This window comes from Halococcus morrhuae DSM 1307 (assembly GCF_000336695.1).
Taxonomy (GTDB): domain Archaea; phylum Halobacteriota; class Halobacteria; order Halobacteriales; family Halococcaceae; genus Halococcus; species Halococcus morrhuae.
The window spans coordinates 29,184-52,774 of the sequence record NZ_AOMC01000152.1 but is presented as its reverse complement, the minus strand read 5'-3'; the positions used below and the strand labels follow the sequence as shown (position 1 = coordinate 52,774).

Sequence of the window (23,591 nt, the reverse complement as noted above, 5' to 3'; positions counted from 1 at the left end):
TTCGCCGTCCGCGTTCGATCCGGTCGGGTCGACGACATGGAAAAGTCTTTCCGCAATTATTGCACAGTATCGGTATGGAGATCCGCATCGGCGAGGGGGCGAGCGACGAGGAGGCACGCGTCATCGGCAGCGCGCTGGCCGAACACACCGGGACGGCGATCGAGGTGTACGTCGGCGACGGTGACGCGCCCGCGACGACCGCCGACCCGCCGGCGAGCGACGATCGATCCGCAACGAACGGAGCGGGCGGATCACGGGCGTCGACCACGGACGGGCCGACCGAGCGCGAGGAACTCCTTCGCGAGGAGATCGCCGACATCGAGCAGGGGGGACCGGAGAAGTACAAGGACCGCCTGGACGATCAGGGCAAACTGTTCGTCCGCGATCGCCTCGATCTCTGGTTCGACGACGGGTTCGCCTTCGAGGACGGCAAGTTCGCCAACTTCGACAGCGAGGACCAATTGCCGGCCGACGGGCTGCTCACGGGGGCCGCCGAGTTCGAGGGACGGACGCTCCACGCGATGGCCAACGACTTCACCGTGAAGGCCGGCTCGATGGCCGGAAAGGGCGTCGAGAAGTTCCTCCGCATGCAGCAGCGCGCGCTCAAGACCGGCAAGCCGGTCCTCTATCTGATGGATTCGTCGGGCGGGCGCATCGATCAACAGACCGGATTCTTCGCCAATCGCGAAGGCATCGGCAAATATTACTACAACCACTCGATGCTCTCGGGGCGCGTGCCACAGATCTGCGTGCTCTACGGCCCCTGCATCGCGGGCGCGGCCTACACGCCCGTGTTCGCCGATTTCACGGTGATGGTCGAGGGGATGAGCGCGATGGCCATCGCCTCCCCGCGGATGGTGGAGATGGTCACCGGTGAGGAGATCGACCTCCAGGAGCTGGGTGGTGCGCAGGTCCACGCCGCCGAATCCGGCAGTGCAGATCTCGTGGCCGAGGACGAAGAGCACGCCCGTGAACTCGTCGCTCAACTCGTCACCTATCTGCCGGACAACTCCGACGAGAAACCCCCGCGATCCGACTCGCGCCCGCCGTCGCGCTCGCCCGCCGGCATCGATTCGGTCGTGCCCGAGCGTCCGAACCGCGGCTACGACATGCACGAACTCATCGATCGCGTCGCCGATCAGGGTTCGGTGCTCGAACTCCGCGAGCAGTACGGCCCGGAGATCGTCACGGCGTTCTCGCGCATCGACGGCCGACCGGTGGGGATCGTCGCGAACCAGCCGGCCCAGCGCGCGGGCGCGATCTTCCCCGACGCCGCCGAGAAGGCCGCCGAGTTCATCTGGACCTGTGACGCCTACAACATCCCGCTGCTCTATCTCTGCGACACGCCGGGGTTCATGGCCGGCTCGGGGGTCGAAAAGGAGGGCATCCTCGAACAGGGCAAGAAGATGATCTACGCGACCTCCTCGGCGACAGTACCAAAGCAGTGCGTCGTCGTCAGGAAGGCCTACGGCGCGGGCATCTACGCCATGTCCGGACCGGCCTACGAGCCCGAATCGACGCTCGCGCTCCCGTCGGGTGAGATCGCCATCATGGGTCCCGAAGCGGCGATCAACGCCGTCTATCGAAACCGCCTCGACGATATCGAGGACGACGACGAGCGCGCCGCACGCGAGGCCGAACTCCGTGAGGAGTATCGCGAGGACATCGATGCTCACCGGATGGCGAGCGAGGTCGTCATCGACGACATCGTCCCGCCGAGCGAGCTTCGCGAGGAGCTCGCCGCCCGGTTCGAATTCTACGAGGGGATCGACAAATCGCTGCCCGACAAGAAACACGGTACGATCCTCTGAATCACCGGTATCGAGCGCTGTGATCGCTCACTCGTAGCCGATATCGGCGGTGAGTTCGCTGTTGCTTCGCTGGAAGACGCCGGAGCCACGCGCGAGTTCGTTGCCGGCGTCGTCGTGGGCGACCGCCTCGGCGATCAGTTGGTTGGGATTGTCGTTGACGACGCGCCCCTCGGCGTGGATCGTACCGTCGGAAACGGGGCGTTCGAGATGGATGGTGAAGTTCGTCGTGAGCACGAAGACGTCCTCGACGAGCGAGTTGGCCGCGAAGAACGCCGCGTCGTCGAGCGCTTTGAAATATACCGCGCCGTGGACCGCGCCGAGCGGATGATGGCTCTCCGAGGAAACCGGGACGTCGAGCGTCGCCGTGCCCTCGGCGACGGTGAGGTTCGTCTCCTCGTCGGCGTTGATGGGCGCACGCTGATACATCCGCTCTAACTTCCGAAAATGCGTCTCGTTCACGGTCGTGAACGACTCTGACTGTGGATACCGGTTTCGATGATTACGGCGCGCCGGTGATGACGAACTGACTTTCGGTGTCGCCGTTCGTCACCTGTCGCGTCGCGCCGGGCGCGACCCGAACCGCGTCACCGCTTTCGAGCGACAGCTCCTCGCCCTCGACGGTCATGGTCGCCTCGCCCTCGACGAGGAGATACACTTCCTCGTGGTCCTCGTCGCCGTGTTCGTGCTCCGGGCCCTCCCAGCCAGGTTCGGCGTCGACGACGGTCACACCATGAGCCTCGCAGTCGAGCGGTTCTCGGAGGAAGTGCATTCCGTACGTCGTCTCGGTCTCTCCGTAGTTCACTTTCGTGTGTGACATCACTTCCGGTTGGCGGGCCGGACGGAAATGCGCACTGCCGGCCAGGTCGCCGCCCGCTGCGCGCCCGCACGCTCCATGAGCAACGCTTAGGCGTCACCGTCGCCTTGTATCCACGTGCGCATCGAGAACAGCTTCGTGCCCGTGCGCGGCGTCGGCGAGAAGACCGAGCGCCGGCTCTGGCGCGAGGGGATCACCCACTGGGACGACTTCGAACCGTCGTCCGTCGGCGACGTGCAGGGCGACAACATCATCGACTACATCGACCGCGCCCGCGACCGCCTCGCGGCCGGCGATGCGGCGTTTTTCGACCGTGCTTTCCCCTCGGGCAGTCGCTGGCGGCTCTACGAGAACTTCCGCGGGAACGCCTGCTTTTTCGATATCGAAACCACCGGTCTGGACGCTCGCCACAGCGACGTGACGACCGTCAGTTTTCACCGTGCCGGCGAGACGACCACGCTCGTCCGCGGCGAAAATCTCACACGAGAGGCCGTCCGACGCGAACTCGACGCCGCCGATCTGCTGGTATCGTTCAACGGCAAGCGCTTCGACGTTCCCTTCCTCGAACGCTCGTTCGATCTCGACATCGCGCAGCCACATCTCGACGTCATGTNGCGATGACGGGTGCGGGCGACGAGATGGAGGACGTCGGCCGCTCGATCGAGCGCGACCGACCGGATATCTCCGGGCGGGACGCAGTCCGGCTCTGGCATGCATACGAACGTGGCGACGAGGACGCCCTCGACACGCTGGTTTCGTACAATCGCGCCGACACAGTAAATCTCAAATCACTGCTCGATACCATTACGCGCCGCCTTCACGAGTCGGTGTTCGTCGGTGGTACCGAACAGCGCTGACCTCACAAGCGATCCCGTCTCCGATCCGTTTTCGCCGAGAAAAACGTTCGTCGAAAAGTTGTGATCAGCTGCGTCGCGTTGCAAGCAGCGCCGCACCGAGCAGCGCGACGACCGCGACGGCGATGCCGAAGCCCGGACCGCCCGCTTCGGTCGCCTGTCCGCCGCCCGTTTCACCGGCGGTGCCGGCTGCGGTCTCGCCGCCGGTTGCCGTCGTCGCTCCGCCGTCGGTCGCTGCGGTGTCGGCTCCGCCGCCGGCGGTCGTGGCGGGCGCGGTCGATTCGGTGATCTCGAGCGTCGCGTTCCGGACGCTGCCGTTGTTGAGCGTCATCGAGACTGTGTAGTTGCCCGCCTCGGGCGGGTTGGTGACGCCGCCGTAGGTCATGCTGAGCCGGTCGCCCTCGCTGACGGAGATCGTGCCGTCGAAGCCGACGGTGAGATTTCGACCCTGGGCACCGATCGTCGGCGCGGTCGTGTTGTTGACGACGCTCTGACCGCCGAGCGTCGCAGTAGTGATACTGCCGCCGACGAGGCCGATCGAGGCGTTGCTCTCGCCGTAGTCGATCGTGAGCTCACTCAGGTTGCCCGTCGCGTTCGGCCCGGCGACGATCGACGCCGTGTGGTTGGTGCTCTCGTTGCCGGCTGCCGAGGGATCGGCCGTGATCGAGGCGTTGCCGCTCGTCGCGGCCGCCGATCCGCTGCCCATCTCGGTTTCGGTCGCCGCGCCCGCCGTCGCGTTCTCGCCGACGGTCAACGTCGTGTTCTGGCTGCTCCCGTTGTTGACCGCGACGCCGACCGTGTAGTCGCCGGCCTCGGGCGGGTTGGTGACGCCGCCGAAGGTGACGTTCAGCCGGTCGCCCTCGCTCGCGTCGACCGTGCCGTCGAAGCCGATGGTGAGGTTCTGGCCCTGAGCACCGATCGTCGGCGCGGTCGTGTTGTTGACGACGCTCTGGCCGCCGAGCGTGGCGGTAGAGATGCTGCCGCCGACGAGGCCGATCGAGGCGTTGCTCTCGCCGTAGTTGATCGTGAGCTCGCTCAGGTTGCCCGCCGCATCCGCGCCGACGACCGTCGAGACCGTGTGGTTGGCGCTGGTGTTCGGCGCACTCGGGACGGCCGTGATCGTGGTGTTGGCGTCAGCCCCGGTTGCCGTCGCGGTGCCGATCTCGGTCTCGCCCGTCGCGTTGGCCGTCGTCGCGTTCGACGTTTCGTTCGCCGACGCGTTCGCGGTCGTCTCGTTCGTCGCGCCGGTCGTCGTTTCGTTTGCCGACGCGTTCGCCCCGTCGGCCGACTCGTTTGCCGTCTCGGTCGTTTCGTTCGCTGCATCGGCCGATTCGTTCGCCACTGCGCCGTCGTCGCCGGTGACTTCGAGGGGGACCGTCTGCTCGGCCTCACCGTCGGCAACGCTCACGGTGAACTCGTAGTTGCCGGCCGGCAGACCGGAGATATCCATCCCGACGATGTCCGTTCGGTCGAGCTCCTGCGAGTCGTATCCCGACTCGTCGAAGGTCGCCTCCTCGATCTGCTCGTCGCTGAGGCCGGGCGCGCTGATCTCGACGTCGTAGGGGCCGTCGAACAGCCCGTAGACGATGTTGAGATTGAGTACGCCCTCGGCGATCGACTCGACGGTGTTCGCCGCGCCGTCCCTGAAGCGGACGTTCAGCGGTTCACCGCCGGATGGGCTGTAGAACTCCTCCTCGCTCGTGCTCGCGTTCGTGGCGTTGTCGCCGTCCTGGGCGGCGACCGTCCCCGCGGTGGCGATGCCGCCGACGACCGCGGCGAGCACCACCAGCGCGACGAGAGCCACGCTTCGATATGGCTTGTCCTGTGTCATGATTTCGTTTGTATGGTCGGCGAGGACGGCCGGTGATTTCGGTCATCGAATCGCCCGCCGTCGCTCCGTTCACGTCGATGGGTATGATACACCACCGTACTATATTCTTTTCGGTGGTGCCGATTCCGAACTCATTCTGTCGGGCGTTTCAGCGAGAGCACGGTCCGATCGAACGCACAGACGAGCTCGTCGTCCTGGTTGAACGTCTCGACGTGCATCGTGACGACTCCGCGCTCGCCGTCGCTGGTCTCGCGCTTCTCGACGACCGTCGAGCGCGCGTGGATCGTATCGCCGTGAAAGACCGGTCGTGGATGCTCGACATCGTCGTACGAGAGGTTGGCGACGATGGTACCGTCGGAGGTGTCGGGGATCGTCAGTCCCACGGCCAGCGAGAGCGTGTACAGCCCGTTGACGAGCCGCTCGCCGAACTCCGTCTCGGCGGCGAACTCGCTGTCGAGGTGGAGCGGCTGTTGGTTCATCGTCATGTCGCAGAACCGCTGGTTGTCGCCCTCCGTCACCGTCCGCCGCTTGTCGTGCTCGATCGTTTCGCCCTCGGTGAATCCCTCGTAGTAACGCCCCGTCATGGACGGACGCTCGCGCGCCGGGGGCAAAAGCCATCGGTCGCTGCTCGCAAATGATGGCGCTGCCGATGCAGTTATACCAATATCTATAGGGCCGGACGTCCAACGGCTACGGCACGGTCGCCGATGCCGTCCCGATCGGCCGGCGGCGAACACCCATTCCATCATGACGACGACAGCTCCAACCGAGTCCGAGGACCCGCCCGAAACCGCCGCCGAGACCGCCCGCCACCAGCTCGATCGTGCGGCGTCACACATCGACGTCGATCCCGGCGTCGTCGAGCGGCTCAAACACCCAAAATCCGTCCACCAGGTCTCCGTACCGATCGAGATGGACGACGGCGAGATGCGGATCTTCACCGGCTATCGCGCCCACCACGACAGTGCGCGCGGACCGTTCAAGGGTGGACTGCGCTATCACCCCGACGTGACCGCCGAGGAGTGCGTCGGGCTCTCGATGTGGATGACCTGGAAGTGCGCGGTGATGGACATCCCCTTCGGCGGCGGCAAGGGCGGCGTCGTCGCCAACCCGAAGGCACTGAGCGAGCGGGAAAACGAGCGTCTCACCCGCCGCCTCGCCGAGGAACTGCGCGACGTCGTCGGTCCGATGCGAGACATTCCGGCCCCCGACATGGGCACCAACGCCCAGACGATGGCGTGGTTCATGGACTCCTACTCGATGCAGGAGGGCGAGAGCCATCCCGGCGTCGTCACCGGCAAACCGCCCGTGATCGGCGGGAGCTACGGCCGCGAGGAGGCCCCCGGTCGGAGCGTCGCCGTGATCGCCCGCGAGGCCATCGATCACTACGACAACGAAATCGAGGAGACGACGGTCGCGATTCAGGGCTTCGGAAGCGTCGGCGCGAACGCCGCCCGCCTGCTCGACGAGTTCGGCGCGAACGTCGTCGCCCTCGCCGACGTCAACGGGGCCATCCGCGATCCGGACGGGTTCGACACGCACGACGTCATCTCCCACGAGGAACAGCCAGGGATGGTCTCGGGCTACGATGCGCCCGAGAGCCTCGCGAACGACGAACTGCTCGAACTCGACGTCGACGTCGTGGTTCCCGCCGCCCTCGGCAACGTTCTCACCGTCGACAACGCCGACGATGTCCAAGCCGACCTCATCGTTGAGGGGGCGAACGGCCCGACGACGACGCGCGCCGACGAGATCTTCGCCGAGCGCGGGATCCCTCTCATTCCGGATATCCTCGCCAACGCCGGCGGCGTCACGGTCTCCTACTTCGAGTGGCTGCAGGACATCAACCGTCGCGCGTGGACGCTCGAAGAGGTCAACGAGGAGTTGGAAAGCGAGATGCTGACCGCCTGGAACGACGTTCGTGGGGCATACACGGCCCACGACGACGTGACGTGGCGCGAGGCAGCCTACATCGTCGGTCTCCGGCGCGTCGCCGCGGCTCACGAGGTCCGCGGTCTCTGGCCGTAGATTCAAACCACGCGCCCGTCTCCGTTCGGCATGGCCAGACGAAGCGTCCTCTTCACACCGGCCGATCGCCCGGAAATGTGCAGGAAAGCCCCCGACAGCGGTGCCGACGTCGTCGTCTTCGATCTCGAAGACGCGGTCGCGCCCGCTCGGATGGACGAGGCGCGCGACGCACTCGCCGACCTACTCACGACCGGGTTCGACCCCGACTGTGAAGTCTGCGTTCGCGTTACGTGGGAATACGACGCCGATCTCGATGTCATTCTCGACGGCGATCCACGCCTCGACGCGCTGATGCTTCCGAAAGTCGAGCGTGGCGAGGACGTCGCGGCGCTCGCCGACGCGATCGCTGCACACGACGCTGCCTACCCCGTGTTCGCGCTGATCGAGACCGCTGCCGGCGTGCTCGCCGCCGACACCATCGCCGCGGCCGACGCCACGACGGCGGTCTGTTTCGGAGCCGAAGACCTCGCCGCCGATCTCGGTGCCCGGCGCACCGACGCGGGAACGGAAGTGCTCTACGCGCGCGAACGGACCGTGCTCACGGCGAGCGCGGCCGGCGTCGACGCCATCGATACGCTCGTGACCGACATCGACGCGACCGAGCACCTCCGCGAGGACGCCGAACTCGCGCTCGATCTCGGCTACGACGGCAAGCTCGCCATCCACCCTGCACAGGTCGCGGTCATCAACGACGCCTACACGCCGGCCGACGAGCGCATCGCGTGGGCCGAGCGCGTGCTCGACGCGAAAGCGGAGGCCGACGCCGAGGGTCGGGGCGTCTTCCGCGTCGACGGCGAGATGATCGACGCGCCGCTGATCGCCCAGGCCGAGCGCGTCCTCGACCGCGCTCGCACCGACGATCCATAACGATAGTTGGACCGACAACTCCGGGGGAATGCGACGCTCTTAACAGCCATCTCTGCAAGGCGGATGTATGACAGAGACAGTCAACCCCTTCGAGAGCTTCCGGACGCAGCTCGACGAGGCTGCGGGCTTTCTCGATCTCTCTGACGGCGAGCTCGAACGGCTCAAACAGCCCGAGCGCATGCTCGAAACCACCCTCTCGGTCGAACGCGACGACGGCTCGCTCACGACGCTCACCGCCTTTCGCTCGCAGTTCAACGGCGATCGCGGCCCGTACAAGGGTGGGATCCGCTACCATCCGAACGTCTCGCGCGACGAAGTGAAGGCGCTCTCGGGCTGGATGGCCTACAAGTGCGCGCTCGTCGACGTCCCCTTCGGTGGCGGCAAGGGCGGCATCGTCATCGACCCGCACGACTACTCCGAGACGGAGCTCGAAAGCATCACGCGCGCGTTCGCCACCGAACTCCGCCCGCTTGTCGGCCCGGATCGCGATATCCCCGCACCGGACGTCAACACCGGCCAGCGCGAGATGAACTGGTTCAAGGACACCTACGAACAGCTCGAAGACGTCACCGCCCCTGGCGTCGTCACCGGCAAATCGCTCGACGCCGGCGGCAGCGAGGGCCGCGTCGAGGCGACGGGCCGCTCGGTGATGCTCACCGCCCGCGAGGCCTTCGACTACCTCGACATCGAGATGGACGGCGCATCGGTCGCCGTCCAGGGCTACGGCAACGCCGGCGCGATCGCCGCCAAACTGCTCGAAGACCGCGGCGCGAACATCGTCTCGGTCTCCGACTCCAGCGGCGCGATCTACGACCCGAACGGGCTCGACGCCGACGCGGTCAGCGACCACAAGACCGAAACCGGCTGCGTCGCCGACTACCCGAGCACGAAAGAGCTCACCAACGAGGAACTGCTGACGCTCGACGTCGATCTCCTCATCCCGGCAGCGCTCGAAAACGCTATCGACGAAGAAACCGCCGAGGAGCTCGCCGCCGACATCGTCATCGAGGCTGCCAACGGCCCGCTCACGCCCGCTGCCGACGACGTGCTCGCCGACCGCGACGTCTACGTCCTCCCGGACATCCTCGCCAACGCCGGCGGCGTCACCGTCTCCTACTTCGAATGGGTGCAGAACCGCCAGCGCTTCCACTGGACCGAAGAACGCGTCAACAACGAGCTCGAAGCCGTCATCGAGAACGCCTTCGCAGCACTCATCAACGCCTACGAAGACCGCGACCTCCCCACCCTGCGCACCGCCGCCTACGTCATCGCCATCCAGCGCGTGCTTGACGCCGCCGAGAAGAACGGACGCTTCCCCTGAAAGCCCTCGGCGCGCCTTCGCGGCGCGCCTCGCCCTTTTCATTTCCACCAGGCCGCAACCGCAACGCATTGCGCGCGCCGGGCGCGTGGCCCGGCCCGCGCTCAAGCCCCCGCCCCTCCCCGTGCGGCTGCGATGAACGCCATCGCAGCCGCGTGGCACTCCTCCCGCAACCGCACCGCACAGCTACCGCTACCGCAAATCCCACCGCTACCGTACCACCCGCCACCCGCAACCGCACTGCCATAGACCACCAACCGCCGACAGCACCGCTCAGATTCCCAGCATCAGCGGCCCCATCAACACACCCATCAGATGCACGCGGCGCGTGCCGAGCATCGCGGGCACCAACCCGACCAGCGCGCTCGCACAGAACGCGCCGATGCCGATGAACCCCGAAAAGAGGTACGCGAGCACGACCAGCAAGCAGAGCACGCCGACTGAGAGATACGTGTAATCGACCCGCCCGACCGTCCGCAGATACCGATCGCCGACGAGCGGCACGAGCACGAACCCGACGCCAGCGGCAAGGCCGACTCCTGCCAGCAAGAGCGGGAGATCGAGCGGCACGCCGGACGAATCGAGCGCGACCAACACTCCCGTGCGGGGCGATCCGAGCGCGACGAGCGCGAACAGGGCGAAGATCGTGTTGCTGGTGTTGACGCCGCTCGTCGCGACCAGAAATCCACGCGCACCGTCGTCGTTCGGAACCGCGGGCAGCGTCACCGTCGCTGCGACGGCCGCCGACACACCCGGCAGATAGCCCACGATCGCACCCGACACCGTCCCGACGAGCGCCGTCAGTCCGATCGTTCGCCGGGGCGTCGTCACCGCCGCATCGGCCTGCTCGGGCACCCCAGCCCCGTCGATCGCCTCGATCAACACCGGCGCACCGAACAGCCCCGCGAACAGCGGCATCAACATCCCACCGCTCGCGAGCGGCGCACTCGGCTCGATATCGAGCGTCAGCCAGCCCAATCCGGCACTCAGGAGAAACGAGAGCAACCCACCGATGCGCGCCGGATTCGATCGTTCGGTGACGACGAGAAAGAGCACGATCCCGGCCAGCACGAGCGGCAGCCGTGCCCGCACCATCGGATACACAGCCACCATTAGCTCCGTCATCGGGAGCGCGAGCGGAACGGCGAGAACGACAGCGAGCGCACTCCCGAGCGCCGACAGCCGCAACGCCTCGCGCCCGCGCCCCGCGATCACGAGCCGATGACCCGGCAGTGCCGACGCGGCCATCGCCGCATCGGGAACGCCGAGCGCGAGCGTCGGCACCACGTCGAGAAAGGTATGCGTGACGCCGGCAGCCAACATCGCCGCCCCGACGAACAGTGCTGGCCCCGGCACCTGCGGTGCGGCCGCCGCCAACAGCAGCGCGAAGTTGTTCGCGTGCAGCCCGGGCACGAGACCACTCACTGTCCCGAGCGCGATCCCGCCGGCGACGAACCCGAGCGCCGGGAGTGCAGATTCGGGGGCGAACACCACGCTCTCGGCCAGCGACATCATCCGCTATGGGATGGCTGCGTCATCCGACGTAAACGCTCGCACCGCTATCCACGACGAATAAATCGAGAAGTGGGTGAGTCGAGAGGGGGGGGGGGCTGCTTAGCCGAACAGCTCGCCGAGGCCCTCGCCGCCAGCGTCGTCGTCTTCATCGTCGTCCGCTTCGGCTTCCTCTTCGGCCTCGTCGGCTTCCTCTTCGGCCTCGTCGGTGTCGGCCTCGCCGCCGGCCGCTGCGCCACCGGCACCGCCAGCGCCGCCCGCGGGCACTGCGGCGGCCTGCTCGACGGCATCCTCGATGTCGACGTCTTCGAGGGCGGCCACGAGTGCCTTCACGCGTGACTCCTCGACGTCCGCACCGGCCGCGTCGAGGATGTCCGTGACGTTTGCTTCGTTGATCTCTTCGTCCGTCTCGTTCAGGATGAGTGCTGCGTAAACGTATTCCATTGTTGTATCAGTGGTGTTTTTCAGCCGAACATTTCGCCGAGACCCTCGCTCGCGTCGCCGTCGTCATCATCATCGTCCTCGTCGTCGGCGTCAGCATCGGGTTCGGACTCGGTGTCGGCCGATTGGTCGTCGCTCGATTCGTCGTCGCCCGTCTCGGCAGGGGCCGTGACACCGCGGAGCTCCTCGGGCAGGGCCTCCTCGTCGTCGATGTTGGCCGCGAGCGCACGCATCTGCGCGTCCGCGCGGCTCACGAGATCGTCGGCGAGGGCCGGGCTGGCGATTGCCGCCTCCAGGCCGAGGCTCTTTGCCTCGGTGCTGCCCTTGCCGAGCAGCGTCCCGGCGGTCTCTGCGGTCGGGTAGGCTGCGTTGACCGAGAGGTTCCGCCCGGCGGCGGCGGCCGCCTCGACGTCCGCCCGGTACTCGTCGATGTCGATGGCCAGCTCGTCGGGCTCGAACAGGATGCCGTCGGCGTAGACGCTTCTGAGATCGAGGCCCACTTCCTTGGGCTCGATCTCGAGCTCGCCGAGCACGTTCGCGAGGGTCTGCGAGACTTCCTCGCCCTCCTCGAGAACCGTCGAGTCCTCGGTGACCTGGATCGAGCCGTCCATGATCCGCGCGGCTGCGCCGACCTGCTGGAGCTCGCCGACGAACGGCCCCGGGTCGATCCCGGTGTCGCCCTCGGGGATCTCGATCGGGTTGGGTGCGACCTCGCCGGCGTTGATCGGTGCCGGGGTCTTCGAGGCTTCGAGCTCCCGGTAGAGACCGAACGGGTTGGCGTCGGCACCGATGAGTCCGACCTGTCCGTCGACCTCGTCGGTCAGCTCCTCGACGCCGTCGTCGGCGTCATCAAGTGCGCGCACCAGTAGTGTGTTGCGCGCGACGCGGAGCTCGGCCGAGCCGTGCAGGTCCCGGCGCATCGCCTGAAGCTGCCGGCTCGGGATCCCCGCGATGGAGACGATGCCAACGCTCTCGTACGTGTCGATGAGCTCGGCGAGATCGGCGACCTCCTCGCGCTTCCAGTCGGGAACCGTCTCGGTCTGATGGTCGCCCTCGGCGGACATCAGGCCACCTCCACGGACGGTCCCATCGTCGTTTTCACGTACATCGTGTCGATGTTGAGGGGACCCTTTTCGAGGTTGGCTTCGAGCCGCCGGACGATGACGTCGATGTTGTCGGCGATCCCGTCGGCGCTCATGTCTGCCGCGCCCACTCGTGTGTGGAACGTCCGCCGATCGCGGCTTCTGAGCTGCACGGTGTTCTTCATCCGATTGATCGTCTCGACGACGTCGTCGTCGGGCTGGAGCGGCGTGGGCATCTTCCCACGTGGGCCCAGCACCGTCCCGAGATACCGACCGATATCCTGCATCATGTCGGCCTCGGCGATGAAGAAGTTCGTCTCGCCGGCCAGATCCTTCGCTTCGTCGTCGTCATCCCCGAGCTCTTCGAGCTCGTCACCGTCGAGGACGTCGTCGGCGACCTCCTCGGCGCGGAGGGCGGTTTCGCCCTCGGCGAAGACGACGATGTGGGTCTCCTGGCCGGTGCCTTCCGGAAGAACGATGCTCTCGTCGACGCGGTTCGATGGATCGTCGAGGTCGAGATCGCGCAGGTTGACAGCAAGGTCCACCGTCTCACCGAAGTTTCGCGGTGGGGCCTCGTCGAGTGCGCGTGTCACGGCCTCCTCTATGTCCTGATCTGCCATTTTCCACCTCCGTAGTACGCCTTCACGGCTGCTACGGCGTGAAACAGGCGACGCCTGTCTCGTCGTAAAACCACCGCCGTGTCCGTTTAAACTCGTCGAAGCAAACCGACTACTCGACGAGATCGGGTTCGTCGTCCTGTCGCGTCCACTCCAGCTCGAACTCGACGGTTCGCTCGGCCGCGCCGAATCGCGGCGACTCCTCCTCGACTTCGACCTCGAACTCGCAGGGGTCGGTCGGATCGATGCGGACGTGCTCGCCGCCGACGGCGAGAGTGAGTTCGCCATCGCTTCGCAGCTCCTCGGCGAAGCTCTCGAAGATATCGGCGACCGCATCACGGCTCAGTTCGCGTTCGGTTTCGTACTCTTCTGACATGCCCGCGGGCCTACTCCGGAACGATGCCTAAACCTACCGGTATCGTTCGGATATGTGATACTGGAACGAGCTGGTCGTTCGTGCGCATTACGACTGTGAGAGAACAACGAGGGACGCCAGCGCGCCCCGCGCGACGCTCGCGTCGTTATGCTTCCGCGAGCACGTCGTCGTACTGCCCGTCGTCGACGCGGTCGTCGAAGGTGCGTGCATCCTCGCCGTCGATGGTCACGCCGAGCGAGACGCAGGTGCCGGCGACTTCCTTGGCGGCGCTTTTGGTGCCGTAGGCCAGCAGATCGGGGCCTTTCTGCTCGGCGACCTGTTTGACCTCCTCGACGCTGATGTCGGCGACGAAGTCCTTCTGGGGTTCGCCGCTGCCCGTCTCGAAGCCCGCCGTGTCCTTGACGAGCGCCGCGGTCGGCGGCACACCGACCGAGATCGAGAACGCGCCGTCGTCCTCGTAGTCGACGGTGATGGGGACTTCCATCCCGTCGAAAGCGTCGGTCTGATCGTTGATCTCCGCCACTACCTCCTGGACGTTCACCGGCGTCGGGCCGAGCTCCGGACCCAGGGGCGGGCCGGGATCGGCCTCCCCGCCGGGAACGAGCGCTTCGATGGTTCCAGCCATACCCGGAGAATCGTCGCCGCGAGGTTAAGGATTGCTTTTCGACTGTCGGCCGGAAATACCCACCACGCGTCGTCGAGTGCTTCGCTGTCTCCCGATCGTAGCGAAAGAAACGTATCGAGTTCCGACCGACAGTATCGGCGAGCGGATGTGAAGGACTTTTCGACGCCCGCCACCCAGGGCTACGCGATGGGGCTTGAAGACGAGATCGAGGATCTCCGTGAAGAGATAGCGGAGACGCCGTACAACAAGTCCACGGAGGCCCACATCGGGCGGCTGAAGTCGAAACTCGCCGAGAAAAAGGAGAAGCTCGAAAACCAGTCCTCCGCCGGCGGTGGCCAGGGCTACTCGGTCGAGCAGACCGGCGACGCGACGGTGGCACTCGTCGGCATGCCGAGCGCGGGCAAATCCACCCTTTTGAATGCACTCACGAACGCCGAAAGCGAGGTGGGCTCCTACGAGTTCACGACACTCGACGTGAACCCCGGCATGCTCAAACACAAGGGAGCCAACATCCAGCTGCTCGACGTGCCCGGGCTGATCGAGGGCGCGGCGGGCGGTCGCGGTGGCGGTCGAGAGGTGCTCTCGGTGATCCGGACCGCCGACCTCGTCGTGTTCGTTCTCTCGGTGTTCGAGATCGAGCGGTACGCACCGCTCGCGCGCGAACTCTACGAGAACAAGATCCGTCTCGACAGCCGGCCCCCGAAGGTCCGTATCACGCCGAAGGGTAAGGGCGGTATCGACGTCACGACCGGTCCGGACGTGGCGCTGGCGGACAACACCGTCCGCGAAGTGCTCCGCGAGCGTGGCTACGTCAACGCCGACGTCGCCATCACCGAATCCGTCGATCTCGACGGGCTGCTCGATGGGATCCTCGACAACCGGGTGTATCTCCCCTCGCTGGTCACCGTGAACAAGGCCGATCTCATCGAGCCCGACTATCTCGATACCGTGAACGAGGAGCTCCGTGCGGAGGAGATCGATCCCGAGGAGGCGATCTTCATCAGCGCCGCAGAAGGGAGAGGTCTCGACGCGCTCACCGATCGGATCTGGGAGGCGCTGGGACTCATTCGCATCTACATGGACAAGCCCGGTCGCGGGACGGACTACGAGGAGCCGTTGATCCTGAAAGCCGGTCAGACCGTCGGCGATGCCTGCGAGAAACTCGGCGGGGAGCTGGAAGACCGATTCCGCTTCGCGCGCGTGTCCGGTCCGAGTGCGAAACACGACGACCAGCAGGTCGGGACGGACCACCAGCTCCGCGACGAGGACGTCCTCCGTATCGTCGCGCGCCGCTGATGGCTCGTGTCTCCGCCCGGCGACGACTGCTCGCCGTGGTCGTACTCGGGCTCGTCCCGTGGACGATCGTCACCGGGGCCGTGCTCACGTTCGTCTTCCCGTTCGGGCTCGCGAACACGACGCCGCTGCATCTCACGCCGCTCACCGACTACCTCCGGTTCGCCGGCGGGTTCGCCGCGCTGCCCGGATTCCTGCGCGCGTGGCCGACGAGCGTGTTGCTCTATCTCGGCGCGCTGGCCAGCGCTGTCGGTGGTGTTCTCGGTCGCGAGGATCGGCGCGTGACGGGTGGGCTGCTCGTCCTTGCCGGCGTGAGCCATCTGGGCCTCGCCGTCGGCTTCCTGCGGACCGGTCGGCTGGCGATCCCGCTCGGGCCGGTTCTGGCGCTCGCGCTCGCGTGGTGGTGTTATTGGCCCGCGCTGCGGCGGACGGTCCCGTAGTCTTTTGCCCGCGCGACGGGTACGGCAGCCCATGGACGCACTGCTCGATCACACGATGATGCGGGTCGAAGACCTCGACGAATCGATCGACTGGTACGGGAAGCATTTCGATTACGAGGAGAAGGGTCGGATGGAGGCCGACACGTTCACGAACGTCTTCATGGGCCCTGAAGACGCCCACGAGGACGCCGCCCTCCTCGAACTCACCTACAACCACGACGGGCGCTCGTACGAGCTCGGCGATGCGTGGGGCCACATCGCGGTCAGAGTTCCCGAGGGCGAACTCGAAGCCGCCTACGACGAGCTGATGGACGAGGGTGTCGCGGACTATCGCGATCCCGAATCCTGTGGCGGGCGCTACGCGTTCGTCGAGGACCCCGACGGCCACGAGATCGAGATCGTCCAGCGCGACCACGGGGCGAAATGGAGCATCGACCACACGATGATGCGCGTCACCGACGCGGACGAGCAGATCGGCTTTTGGACCCGGAAGTTCGAGTACGACGAGCGCCCTGAGGGCCGCTGGGAGGCCGATTCCTTCGCGAACTACTTCGTCGAGCCAATCGACGCGCCCGAGGAAGCAATGAGCGTCGAACTCACCTACAACTACGACGACCGCTCCTACGAGCTGGGCGACGCCTGGGGCCACGTCGCGGTGCGCGCCGACGACCTCGACGACGCCTGGGACACGCTCATGACCCGCGGCGCGGCGGACTACCGCGATCCCGAATCCTGTGACCACCAGTACGCCTTCACGAAGGATTCGGATGGCCACGAAATCGAGATCGTGACGCAGTAGCGGCGGCGGTTGCGGTCCGGTGCCTGGTGGATGAAGGGCGAACGAGCGACCGGAGTTCTCGTGAGCGAAGCGAACGAGAGCACGGAAGAGCTTCGCTCTTCCGGAGGGAGCGAGTGAGGGCTTCTGCGGTGCTGTGTGGTTTGCGGTAGCGGAAGGTGAGCGATCGTACCGCGAGCGAACGATAGTGCCCTCTTTCAGTACCTGATTCCGATCTCATGAGTTATTTTGCGGAATCGGCGTGATTCAGACGTCTATTTCATACGAATCAAGTAAGCGATTATCTAATATATTACGACACAACTATCGATAAGTGATTGAATCAAGATAACTACCGAAACAAACGCGCGAGCCAGAGAGGTCTGCCTCTCTGGCCGCGTTCACACCTCTGGCTCGATTCCATACGCAGCAACACTTAGATCGAGCAAGTCAAGCACCCGTCTCGGGAGATTGTCATTGACTGGGAGCTCTCGTTCGCCGTCAGTTTGCATCACAAGCACGTTTTCGAAGCGTTCCAAGACGCGTCGGCCGGTGGGCCGAAAACTCGTCNCTGGGAGCTCTCGTTCGCCGTCAGTTTGCATCACAAGCACGTTTTCGAAGCGTTCCAAGACGCGTCGGCCGGTGGGCCGAAAACTCGTCGGCCCACCGGCCAGATCCATGGGTTCATCCGCGTCCTTCAATGCCTCGCGTGCGCGTCGTTCAATCAGGGAATAGACGAGTAACGCCATCAGTAGCACGTAGCCCAAAGCTTCGACGCGGTCGGGCCGGTCGAGNATGCCTCGCGTGCGCGTCGTTCAATCAGGGAATAGACGAGTAACGCCATCAGTAGCACGTAGCCCAAAGCTTCGACGCGGTCGGGCCGGTCGAGGTAGACCGGCCCGACGCGCTTCGGGTCTTTGAGCACTGGAAATCGACGCTCAACCGCCTGTTGCTCCTTGTACTCCCGCAGTACCCGCTCTGCTGGCCACTCTTCTGTATCGTCCAACGACGTGACGACCACGAAACAGCTGGCGCGCTTCTTGCGGTGGGCGATCGCCGCCGCGTCCCGTTGGACGCTGGCGGCGATCTTGTACACGGTTTCGTACGGATCCCACTCCTTCGGTGGTCGTCCNGCCGCGTCCCGTTGGACGCTGGCGGCGATCTTGTACACGGTTTCGTACGGATCCCACTCCTTCGGTGGTCGTCCCGGTTTGTCGCGGCTTTTCTTCTCCTCGGTTTCGACGACCTCTGCTTCGAATTCGAAGTAGGGGTCGTCGTGATCGTCGAGCCATGTCTCCCACGCTTCCTGGGCGTCGGGTTCACAGGCGAACGAGCGGTCGGTCAGCTGACCGACCGCGTCCTCAAGGTCTTCCTCAGTGCTGTCGAGGTCGTTGTCGATGCGTCGTTCAGAACGTCCGTCGAGTGAGGACGAGTGGACAACGACACACCGCATATCGTGTTCAGAGATGGGTTTCNCGTCCGTCGAGTGAGGACGAGTGGACAACGACACACCGCATATCGTGTTCAGAGATGGGTTTCTGGAAGGTTTGGATTTGGTAGGAGGCAGCGTCTTCGTCGTCTTCATCGTCGACGAACGTCCCAAGATCGGTCCAGTCGTTGACCTCCCACGCGCGGTCGATGAGCGCATCGACCGCGTTGTAGGTGCGGGGAAGTCGGCTGATGATGGAAATACCTTCAGCAGCAGCTTGGTCAAGCGATTCTTCGTTCACGACCTTGCTATCGGCGACATAGACAGGAGGCTCGTCAGCGGCGAGCCGCTGACGGAGCCGGCCGATTAGGTCAGTGTTCCAGGCAGTGTCAGAGGTGTTCCCGTCGAGGATGTCTCCGACGACGGGAACGCCGGCCCGGTTGACACCGAGGCCGACTTGGAATTGCTTGAGATCAGGCCGATGGTCTTTGCTGTAGCCATGCGTGATAGAGAGCGTCTCGTCAGCGTCTTCGTCAGTTTCNTGCTTGAGATCAGGCCGATGGTCTTTGCTGTAGCCATGCGTGATAGAGAGCGTCTCGTCAGCGTCTTCGTCAGTTTCGTAGAGCCCGTGAACGGAGAAAGAAGTGGTATCGGCGTGAACCACGTCAGTAGAAACGTCTTCGCGAGCAGCAGCTTCGACCAGCACGGTCCCGAGGACCGTGCCTGGGTCGGCGTCAGAAAGCTTATCGAGCGCTCGTCCAAGCGTGTGGTCGTTCAGATCTTCAGGCGAGATTCCTTCGCCAAAGAGGTTCTCTGTGTCGGTATCGTGGAAGAATTCAGGCAGCCGATACATCGGCTGCCCTCGGGTCAGACAGTTCGTGATCAACGCCATGAGCCGCAGACCAGGCGAGAGCTGAGAGCGTTGTTCGTCCCAGTCTAGCTCCTCGTTGAGAACAGCAATGAGACCGCTTTCCTTGCAGATGGCACAAATAACTGGAAGAGGACCCGGTGCGAGGATTTTCACAGACGAACTCACGGTGCCGTGAGTTTGTCTGAGAGCCTCAAGAAGCTCACCCTAATCATCAGCAGAAAATAACGTCGTCAATCTGGACGAGGTACTGAAAGTGGGATAGTGAGCGAGCGGGCCGAGGAATCCCCCGAGTGAAACGAGGGGGTGACGACGGCTTTTGGTCCAGATTTTGCCAGGGAGGGAGCGCGCCTCGCGCGCGACCGACCGCAGCAAAAGGTGGGCTTTTAACCGCCCGAGCGGGTAGCTGTGGCGCAATGGACGTGGGTTCGGCCGACAATTTCACGCGGATGGGAACGCTGGGCGTCGAGGAGGAGTTCTATATCGTCGACGATGCGGGGCGGCCCACGGCGGGCACCGACGAACTCGTCTACGAGACGGAGCCGCCGGCGATCCTCGACGACCGGCTGGCCCACGAGCTGTTCAAGTTCATCATCGAGACCCAGACGCCCATCTGTGAGGATCTCGCGGATGCTCGCGAGCAGTTCGTCGCGGTTCGCGAAGCGCTCGTCGATCATGCCGCAGCCCACGGTTACGGTATCGCGGCGGCCGGCCTCCATCCCGCTGCCCAGTGGCGCGAGCTCGAACACGCCGAGAAGCCGCGCTATCGCGCCCAGCTCGATCGGATTCGCTATCCACAGTTCCGGAACACGACGGCGGGGATCCACGTCCACGTCGGTGTCGACGACGCGGAGAAGGCGACGTGGATCGCGAACGAACTGCGCTGGTATCTCCCCGTGATCCTGGCGCTGTCGGCGAACTCGCCGTTCTGGAACGGGTTCGACACCGAACTCGCCTCCGCGCGCGCGAAAATATTCGAGGGATTGCCGAATACGGGGATGCCGACGCCGTTCGAGAGCTTCGCGGCGTTCCAGCGCTTCGAGCAGCGGATGGTCGAGTTGGGTTCCATCGACGACCGTGGCGCACTCTGGTACGACGTCCGCCCACACACCGGCCACGGCACCGTCGAGGTGCGCGCGCCCGACGGTCAGGCGGATCCAGAGATCGTCTTCGCGTTCGTCGAGTACGTCCACGCGCTCGTGATGGATCTCGCCGAACGGTACGACGAACAGAGGAAACCCTGGGCGGCCTACCGGTCCGACGGTCGTGGGTCGTCGGACGGGCTCCGCCGGGAATTCCTCGACGAGAACAAGTGGCGCGCGCTCCGGCACGGCCACGACGCGTCGTTCGTCGATCGCGAAGGGACGGGAACGATTACCCTCGATACGCTCGTCGAGCGCGAGTCTGATCGGCTCGGGATCGACGGTATCGGTGCGGTCGCGGCCGCCGAGAGCGGCGCAGCCAGACAGCGCCGGCTCCTCCGCGAGGAGGGTCTCGACGCGCTCTGTCGGTCGCTCGTGCTGTGAGGAAGGCTTTTGCCCGGCGATCGACTCCATTGGGACATGGACGACGATACCGACGAGATCGAACCCGACGACGTCCGTGCGGAACTCGACCGCCAGCGAGCGGACGTCGTCGACGACCGGATGGACGAGGGGCTCGTCGATCTGCTCTCGCGGGCGCTCGATACGGACACGCGCACGCGAGTGTACGTCTACCTCCGACAACAGCCGGAGTCGACCGTCGAGGAGATCGCCACCGGAACAGGGTTGTATCCGGCTGCCGTCCGGCGCGTTCTCGACGAGTTCGACGACGAGCAGGTCGTCGAGCGCCACGACGGCGAGGAGCCGACCTACACCGCCGCGCGACCCGACGAACTGATCGACGCCGCGATCGATCGGTTCCGCGACGAACTCGAAGGGCTGTTCGCGCCGCGTCGTCGCGAGCGCCGAAACGAGGATAGACGCTCCGAACCGGTGACGATCCCCGTCGAAGCGGCCGATAGCGACGAGCGGTAAGGAGCGACATCCCTAAGCCACGGGCGAATCTCTGACGGGTATGCAGGTCGCGCTCGGCGGCACGTTCGATCCGATACACGACGGCCATCGACGGCTGTTCGAGCACGCCTTCGAGCGTGGCGACGTCACGGTGGGGCTGACGAGCGACGAGTTGGCTCAGGAAACCCGACACGAGGAGCGCTATGTTCGTCCGTTCGAGCAGCGACGGGCGGATCTCGCCGATGAACTGTCCGCTCTCTCTGACGAACACGATCGTTCGTACGAGATCCGCCGTCTCGGCGAGCCAACCGGCATCGCCGTCGAGGAGGGGTTCGACGTACTCGTCGTCTCGCCCGAGACCGAAACCGGCGGCAAGCGCGTGAACGAGCGCCGCCGCGAGCGCGATCTCGACCCGCTCGACATCGAAGTCGTCGACCATCTCACTGCCGAGGATGGCGGTATCGTCTCCAGCACGCGCATCGTCAACGGCGAAATCGACGAGCACGGCAGCCTCACGCCCGAGCGCGAGGGTCGCCCGCGACCGAGCTGATCACCACTCCGGCGGGTCGAGACCTGCTTCTTCGAGGACGTCCCGCCAGCGTTTCTGGACCGTGAGCCGCGCGACACCGACCGCCTCGGCGACGGCCGACTGGGAATGCCGATCGCCGGCGATGAGCGCGCCGGCGTAGAGGCTCGCCGCCAGCACCGCCCGTTTCGAGCGCTCGCGTTCGGGCACCGTCGAGAGGAACAGGTCGGCGGCGCGCTCGCGGGCCCTGTCGTCGAGCGAGAGCTCGTCGGCCGCCGTATCGAGTTCGGCAAGCCACTCCTCGTTCGCGAGTTCGTCGCGCGCCCGGTACATGGCCGAGGATAGGGTCTACAGGGGATAAATGGTCCGTGGGCTGTCGTTCGGCGACTCGAAACGGCCGGACATGCCGGCCCCGACTGTCAGCCAGTTTCGATGCTGTTCCCGGGTTACATAGAACCAGAGTAATGACGTGAGTCGCGTATCATGTCACCGGCGGATTGGGAAGGGAGAGAGGAGGGAGAAGAGTCGGTCGCTACTCGTACGCCTCGGGGTAGGCCGTCGCCAGCCGATCGGTATCGATCCGTTCGCGAACGGGGTCGATGACCGACGAGACGTACTCGGCGGCGGCGTTTTTCAGGTCCTGTGGATGGAGGTCGCCGCTCACGAAGTCGTCTTCGAGCCCGTCGTAGCTCTCGTAGGTGAGATCGCCACCGTACTCGTCGGGTCGCTCGATCTCGAACGGCTCACCGCGTTCGTCGAGGATCGGGAAGACGAGGTAGTCCATGTATTCGAGCACGCCGTTGTCCTCGACCTCGCCCTGCGGGCAGTACGCACCTTGAAGTTTCTCGGCTACGGTGTCGGGGTCGTCGGTGAGATTGACTTTCGAGGTCGCGTCGGAGGCGCTCATCTTTCCGCCCGAAAGTCCCGCCAGCAGCGGCGCGAACACACAGACCGGTGGTTCATCGCCCCGGTCGGCGAACAGCTCGCGACTGAGCATGTAGATGCCGCGCTGGTCGATTCCCCCGTAGGCGATGTCGGCGTCGAGCGCGTCGATGTCGAGGGTCTGCATCAGCGGGTAGATGAGGCCGCCCAGTTTGGGGTTCTCGGACTGGCGGACGACCTCGCTGCCGGCGCGCTGCACTCGTGAGATGGTGGTGTCGGCGGCCATCCTGAGCAGTTCGAGCGAGTATTCGGCATCGAGTTCGAACTCGCGACCCTCGACGAACTCGATTTCATCAGGACTGGCCCCGGCCGCCGCGACCATCCCTTCGATCGCCTCGCGGTAGTAAGCCGTGCGCGCGTCGAGCAGCTCGAAGGGGCTCTTCTCGTCGTCCAAATGGGCGTGGAGATCGGCGATCAGGACTTTCACGTCGAGATCTGCCCGGAGGAAGTCCGCGAGCTTGCGGATCGTCGTGAAGTGGCCGATATGCATCTCGCCGGTCGGTGCGTAGCCGACGTAGATCGTCGGATCGTTCTCAAGAAGGTCGTCGAGCTCCTCGTCGGTGACGACCTCGGCGGTGTTGCGCGTCACGAGCCGTCGGCGCTCGCTGTCGTTCATACCTGTCGTGTCCTGTGCGCGCTGTTAAGCGATTCCCTTCGTCCGACGGTGAAAGACCCATTCCGCCGGAGCCCCTACCGATAGCGTGTACACCGGCAAGACCGGGCAACCCTGCTGTCTCTGCGGCGATCCCGACACCACCACGCGCCTCGATCTGCCCCCGCGAGCCGTTCAACTGCTGAAGAACTCGGGACCGATCGCCTGGCGCGACATCGTCGGCGAGGTGTCGATCCACTTCTGCGCGAGCGACTGGGAGCTCGTCCGCGAGCTGGTACTCGACATGGGTCTCAACCCGCTCGCGCGCTGTAACGCCGCCCGTGCCTCCCTCGATATCCGCGAGGATTTCGAGGCGCTGCTCAACGACGTACGCGACGAGCCCGACCAAACCGATCTCGAAGCGCGCATGCAGCGAGAAAGCCGGCGGGTCATTCGGGAGTTCGACGAAAACGAGCTGAGCGAGCAGCGCGATCTGGTGGAGGCGAAGATCCGGCTCTGGAGCTTCGAGGAACTGGGCGTCGCGGCGGTCTGA

General features: G+C 65.2%; 23 protein-coding genes and 2 pseudogenes. 12 read left to right on the top strand and 13 right to left on the bottom strand.

Annotation, left to right across the window (positions count from 1 at the left end; translation table 11 throughout):
• The first annotated feature begins 74 nt into the window (after positions 1-74).
• Positions 75-1,811 carry an acyl-CoA carboxylase subunit beta gene (locus C448_RS13010; protein WP_004055447.1) on the top strand — a complete coding sequence of 579 codons (1,737 nt, stop codon included), beginning with the start codon at positions 75-77 and terminating at the stop codon, positions 1,809-1,811.
• 27 nt (positions 1,812-1,838) lie between these two features.
• Here the strand turns inward: C448_RS13010 and C448_RS13005 are convergent, their stop codons facing one another.
• Positions 1,839-2,270 (bottom strand): PaaI family thioesterase, encoded by a 432-nt coding sequence (locus C448_RS13005; RefSeq protein ID WP_239640586.1) that lies wholly within the window; start codon positions 2,268-2,270, stop codon positions 1,839-1,841.
• A 40-nt stretch (positions 2,271-2,310) separates the two neighbouring features.
• Positions 2,311-2,628, bottom strand: a complete 318-nt coding sequence (locus C448_RS13000) for a cupin domain-containing protein (RefSeq protein ID WP_004055445.1) — start codon at positions 2,626-2,628, stop codon at positions 2,311-2,313.
• 114 nt (positions 2,629-2,742) lie between these two features.
• On the opposite strand from C448_RS13000, the pseudogene C448_RS12995 reads away from it, so the two are divergent.
• Positions 2,743-3,482 (top strand): annotated as a pseudogene (locus tag C448_RS12995) (ribonuclease H-like domain-containing protein).
• 64 nt (positions 3,483-3,546) lie between these two features.
• Here the strand turns inward: C448_RS12995 and C448_RS12990 are convergent.
• Positions 3,547-5,310, bottom strand: a complete 1,764-nt coding sequence (locus tag C448_RS12990) for a PGF-CTERM sorting domain-containing protein (RefSeq protein WP_004055444.1) — start codon at positions 5,308-5,310, stop codon at positions 3,547-3,549.
• Positions 5,311-5,441: 131 nt separating this feature from the next.
• Positions 5,442-5,894, bottom strand: coding sequence for a MaoC family dehydratase (locus tag C448_RS12985; protein WP_004055443.1), 453 nt, complete (start codon positions 5,892-5,894; stop codon positions 5,442-5,444).
• 163 nt (positions 5,895-6,057) lie between these two features.
• Between C448_RS12985 and gdhB the strand changes: the two genes are divergently transcribed.
• From gdhB to C448_RS12970, 3 genes are all read left to right on the top strand, one after another.
• Positions 6,058-7,338 carry a glutamate dehydrogenase GdhB gene (gene gdhB / locus C448_RS12980; protein ID WP_004055442.1) on the top strand — a complete coding sequence of 427 codons (1,281 nt, stop codon included), beginning with the start codon at positions 6,058-6,060 and terminating at the stop codon, positions 7,336-7,338.
• A gap of 30 nt (positions 7,339-7,368) precedes the next feature.
• Positions 7,369-8,205, top strand: a complete 837-nt coding sequence (locus C448_RS12975; RefSeq protein ID WP_049916338.1) for an HpcH/HpaI aldolase/citrate lyase family protein — start codon at positions 7,369-7,371, stop codon at positions 8,203-8,205.
• A gap of 67 nt (positions 8,206-8,272) precedes the next feature.
• The gene (locus tag C448_RS12970; RefSeq protein ID WP_004055440.1) at positions 8,273-9,526 is read left to right on the top strand and encodes a Glu/Leu/Phe/Val family dehydrogenase; all 1,254 of its coding nucleotides are present in this window, start codon (positions 8,273-8,275) and stop codon (positions 9,524-9,526) included.
• A 270-nt stretch (positions 9,527-9,796) separates the two neighbouring features.
• Here C448_RS12970 and C448_RS12965 read toward each other — a convergent pair whose 3' ends face one another.
• The 6 genes from C448_RS12965 to C448_RS12940 all read right to left on the bottom strand — a co-directional run bounded on the left by C448_RS12965 (position 9,797) and on the right by C448_RS12940 (position 14,176).
• The gene (locus C448_RS12965) at positions 9,797-11,038 is read right to left on the bottom strand and encodes a tripartite tricarboxylate transporter permease (protein ID WP_004055439.1); all 1,242 of its coding nucleotides are present in this window, start codon (positions 11,036-11,038) and stop codon (positions 9,797-9,799) included.
• A 99-nt stretch (positions 11,039-11,137) separates the two neighbouring features.
• On the bottom strand, positions 11,138-11,479 hold the full coding sequence (gene rpl12p, locus C448_RS12960) for a 50S ribosomal protein P1 (RefSeq protein WP_004055438.1): 342 nt from the start codon (positions 11,477-11,479) through the stop codon (positions 11,138-11,140).
• Between the two features lie 20 nt (positions 11,480-11,499).
• Entirely contained in the window at positions 11,500-12,540 is a 1,041-nt protein-coding gene (locus tag C448_RS12955) for a 50S ribosomal protein L10 (RefSeq protein WP_004055437.1), read from the bottom strand.
• A complete protein-coding gene (locus C448_RS12950; RefSeq protein ID WP_004055436.1) occupies positions 12,540-13,178 on the bottom strand; it encodes a 50S ribosomal protein L1 in 639 nt (212 codons plus the stop codon). The genes C448_RS12955 and C448_RS12950 overlap by 1 nt, the downstream gene beginning before the upstream one ends.
• Before the next feature lie 109 nt (positions 13,179-13,287).
• Positions 13,288-13,551, bottom strand: a complete 264-nt coding sequence (locus C448_RS12945) for an amphi-Trp domain-containing protein (RefSeq protein WP_004055435.1) — start codon at positions 13,549-13,551, stop codon at positions 13,288-13,290.
• Between the two features lie 145 nt (positions 13,552-13,696).
• Positions 13,697-14,176 (bottom strand): 50S ribosomal protein L11, encoded by a 480-nt coding sequence (locus C448_RS12940; RefSeq protein ID WP_004055434.1) that lies wholly within the window; start codon positions 14,174-14,176, stop codon positions 13,697-13,699.
• Positions 14,177-14,362: 186 nt separating this feature from the next.
• Between C448_RS12940 and C448_RS12935 the strand changes: the two genes are divergently transcribed.
• The 3 genes from C448_RS12935 to C448_RS12925 are packed head-to-tail and all read left to right on the top strand — an operon-like array spanning position 14,363 to position 16,708.
• The gene (locus C448_RS12935; RefSeq protein WP_004055433.1) at positions 14,363-15,472 is read left to right on the top strand and encodes an OBG GTPase family GTP-binding protein; all 1,110 of its coding nucleotides are present in this window, start codon (positions 14,363-14,365) and stop codon (positions 15,470-15,472) included.
• Positions 15,472-15,909, top strand: coding sequence for a TIGR04206 family protein (locus tag C448_RS12930; protein WP_004055432.1), 438 nt, complete (start codon positions 15,472-15,474; stop codon positions 15,907-15,909). Before C448_RS12935 ends, C448_RS12930 begins: the two co-directional genes overlap by 1 nt.
• A gap of 31 nt (positions 15,910-15,940) precedes the next feature.
• Entirely contained in the window at positions 15,941-16,708 is a 768-nt protein-coding gene (locus C448_RS12925) for a VOC family protein (RefSeq protein WP_004055431.1), read from the top strand.
• Positions 16,709-17,085: 377 nt separating this feature from the next.
• On the opposite strand, the pseudogene C448_RS17250 reads toward C448_RS12925, so the two are convergent.
• A pseudogene (locus tag C448_RS17250) lies at positions 17,086-19,137 on the bottom strand (IS1634 family transposase).
• Positions 19,138-19,397: 260 nt separating this feature from the next.
• On the opposite strand from C448_RS17250, the gene C448_RS12905 reads away from it, so the two are divergent.
• From C448_RS12905 to C448_RS12895, 3 genes are read left to right on the top strand one after another with little or no spacing between them, the layout of a single operon-like run.
• Positions 19,398-20,507 (top strand): glutamate--cysteine ligase, encoded by a 1,110-nt coding sequence (locus C448_RS12905; protein WP_004055427.1) that lies wholly within the window; start codon positions 19,398-19,400, stop codon positions 20,505-20,507.
• 36 nt (positions 20,508-20,543) lie between these two features.
• Complete coding sequence (locus C448_RS12900) at positions 20,544-20,999, top strand: helix-turn-helix domain-containing protein (RefSeq protein WP_004055426.1); 456 nt, start codon at positions 20,544-20,546, stop codon at positions 20,997-20,999.
• Between the two features lie 40 nt (positions 21,000-21,039).
• Positions 21,040-21,528: a phosphopantetheine adenylyltransferase gene (locus C448_RS12895; RefSeq protein WP_004055425.1), complete on the top strand. Its 489-nt coding sequence runs from the start codon at positions 21,040-21,042 to the stop codon at positions 21,526-21,528.
• Here C448_RS12895 and C448_RS12890 read toward each other — a convergent pair whose 3' ends face one another.
• A complete protein-coding gene (locus C448_RS12890; RefSeq protein ID WP_004055424.1) occupies positions 21,529-21,837 on the bottom strand; it encodes a transcription initiation factor IIB family protein in 309 nt (102 codons plus the stop codon).
• 199 nt (positions 21,838-22,036) lie between these two features.
• The gene (locus C448_RS12885) at positions 22,037-23,062 is read right to left on the bottom strand and encodes a tyrosine--tRNA ligase (RefSeq protein ID WP_004055423.1); all 1,026 of its coding nucleotides are present in this window, start codon (positions 23,060-23,062) and stop codon (positions 22,037-22,039) included.
• An 85-nt stretch (positions 23,063-23,147) separates the two neighbouring features.
• On the opposite strand from C448_RS12885, the gene C448_RS12880 reads away from it, so the two are divergent.
• Entirely contained in the window at positions 23,148-23,591 is a 444-nt protein-coding gene (locus C448_RS12880; RefSeq protein WP_004055422.1) for a hypothetical protein, read from the top strand.

Excerpts from the sequence above, each read along its gene's own strand:
- C448_RS12935 (WP_004055433.1), top strand. The coding sequence starts at position 14,363 with ATGGGGCTTGAAGACGAGATCGAGGATCTCCGTGAAGAGATAGCGGAG.
- C448_RS12970 (WP_004055440.1), top strand. The coding sequence starts at position 8,273 with ATGACAGAGACAGTCAACCCCTTCGAGAGCTTCCGGACGCAGCTCGAC.
- C448_RS12895 (WP_004055425.1), top strand. The coding sequence starts at position 21,040 with ATGCAGGTCGCGCTCGGCGGCACGTTCGATCCGATACACGACGGCCAT.
- gdhB (WP_004055442.1), top strand. The coding sequence starts at position 6,058 with ATGACGACGACAGCTCCAACCGAGTCCGAGGACCCGCCCGAAACCGCC.
- C448_RS12955 (WP_004055437.1), bottom strand. The coding sequence starts at position 12,540 with ATGTCCGCCGAGGGCGACCATCAGACCGAGACGGTTCCCGACTGGAAG.
- C448_RS12940 (WP_004055434.1), bottom strand. The coding sequence starts at position 14,176 with ATGGCTGGAACCATCGAAGCGCTCGTTCCCGGCGGGGAGGCCGATCCC.
- C448_RS12925 (WP_004055431.1), top strand. The coding sequence starts at position 15,941 with ATGGACGCACTGCTCGATCACACGATGATGCGGGTCGAAGACCTCGAC.
- C448_RS13010 (WP_004055447.1), top strand. The coding sequence starts at position 75 with ATGGAGATCCGCATCGGCGAGGGGGCGAGCGACGAGGAGGCACGCGTC.
- C448_RS12950 (WP_004055436.1), bottom strand. The coding sequence starts at position 13,178 with ATGGCAGATCAGGACATAGAGGAGGCCGTGACACGCGCACTCGACGAG.
- C448_RS13000 (WP_004055445.1), bottom strand. The coding sequence starts at position 2,628 with ATGTCACACACGAAAGTGAACTACGGAGAGACCGAGACGACGTACGGA.
- C448_RS12985 (WP_004055443.1), bottom strand. The coding sequence starts at position 5,894 with ATGACGGGGCGTTACTACGAGGGATTCACCGAGGGCGAAACGATCGAG.
- C448_RS12945 (WP_004055435.1), bottom strand. The coding sequence starts at position 13,551 with ATGTCAGAAGAGTACGAAACCGAACGCGAACTGAGCCGTGATGCGGTC.
- C448_RS12900 (WP_004055426.1), top strand. The coding sequence starts at position 20,544 with ATGGACGACGATACCGACGAGATCGAACCCGACGACGTCCGTGCGGAA.
- C448_RS12975 (WP_049916338.1), top strand. The coding sequence starts at position 7,369 with ATGGCCAGACGAAGCGTCCTCTTCACACCGGCCGATCGCCCGGAAATG.
- C448_RS12905 (WP_004055427.1), top strand. The coding sequence starts at position 19,398 with ATGGACGTGGGTTCGGCCGACAATTTCACGCGGATGGGAACGCTGGGC.
- C448_RS12990 (WP_004055444.1), bottom strand. The coding sequence starts at position 5,310 with ATGACACAGGACAAGCCATATCGAAGCGTGGCTCTCGTCGCGCTGGTG.
- C448_RS12885 (WP_004055423.1), bottom strand. The coding sequence starts at position 23,062 with ATGAACGACAGCGAGCGCCGACGGCTCGTGACGCGCAACACCGCCGAG.
- C448_RS12890 (WP_004055424.1), bottom strand. The coding sequence starts at position 21,837 with ATGTACCGGGCGCGCGACGAACTCGCGAACGAGGAGTGGCTTGCCGAA.
- C448_RS12965 (WP_004055439.1), bottom strand. The coding sequence starts at position 11,038 with ATGATGTCGCTGGCCGAGAGCGTGGTGTTCGCCCCCGAATCTGCACTC.
- C448_RS12930 (WP_004055432.1), top strand. The coding sequence starts at position 15,472 with ATGGCTCGTGTCTCCGCCCGGCGACGACTGCTCGCCGTGGTCGTACTC.
- rpl12p (WP_004055438.1), bottom strand. The coding sequence starts at position 11,479 with ATGGAATACGTTTACGCAGCACTCATCCTGAACGAGACGGACGAAGAG.